Below are 495 nucleotides of genomic sequence, written 5' to 3' on the forward strand. Positions count from 1 at the left end.
CCGACATTCCGTCGCGCACGATGGACACGCATATCTCGATGCTGCGCACGAAGCTCGGCCTGCGCCCGGAGAACGGCTACCGCCTCGCGCCGATCTACGGCTACGGCTATCGCCTCGAGCGCGTGATGCAGGGGGACGCGGAGTGAGCGCGCGCGGGTTCGTGACGAAGTACGTGCTGACGGCATGCTGTGCCGCAGCGACGGCGCTCGCGGCGCAGCACGCCGCCGCGCAGTCGGCTAAGAACCGGTCGGTGGCGACCGTCGACTACACGACGCGCAGCGGCGACACGCTGTACGACGTCTCGGCCCGCTATCTGCAAGGCACGGACGACTGGCCGCTCGTCGCGCAACTGAACGACGTGCCGGTGCCGAAGCATCTGCAGCCGGGCGTCGTGCTGAAGCTGCCCGCCGCGCGGCTGCGCAAGGAGCGGCTGTCGGCGCGGGTGATCGCCGCGCACGGCACGGTCGAGAGCGCGGGGCGCGGCTCCGCGCAGTT

At 71.1% G+C, this 495-nt stretch carries 1 protein-coding gene and 1 pseudogene; both read left to right on the plus strand.

What is annotated here, in order from left to right; all coding sequences use genetic code 11:
- Positions 1-146, plus strand: a pseudogene (locus J5M73_RS32010) (helix-turn-helix domain-containing protein); the annotation flags it as partial.
- A partial coding sequence (locus tag J5M73_RS32205) for a LysM domain-containing protein (RefSeq protein ID WP_207816908.1) occupies positions 143-495 on the plus strand: 353 nt, incomplete at its 3' end. The pseudogene J5M73_RS32010 and the gene J5M73_RS32205, both read left to right, overlap by 4 nt.

This window comes from Pseudomonas sp. 50_B, from assembly GCF_017491625.1.
Classification (GTDB): Bacteria; Pseudomonadota; Gammaproteobacteria; order Pseudomonadales; family Pseudomonadaceae; genus Aquipseudomonas; species Aquipseudomonas danubii.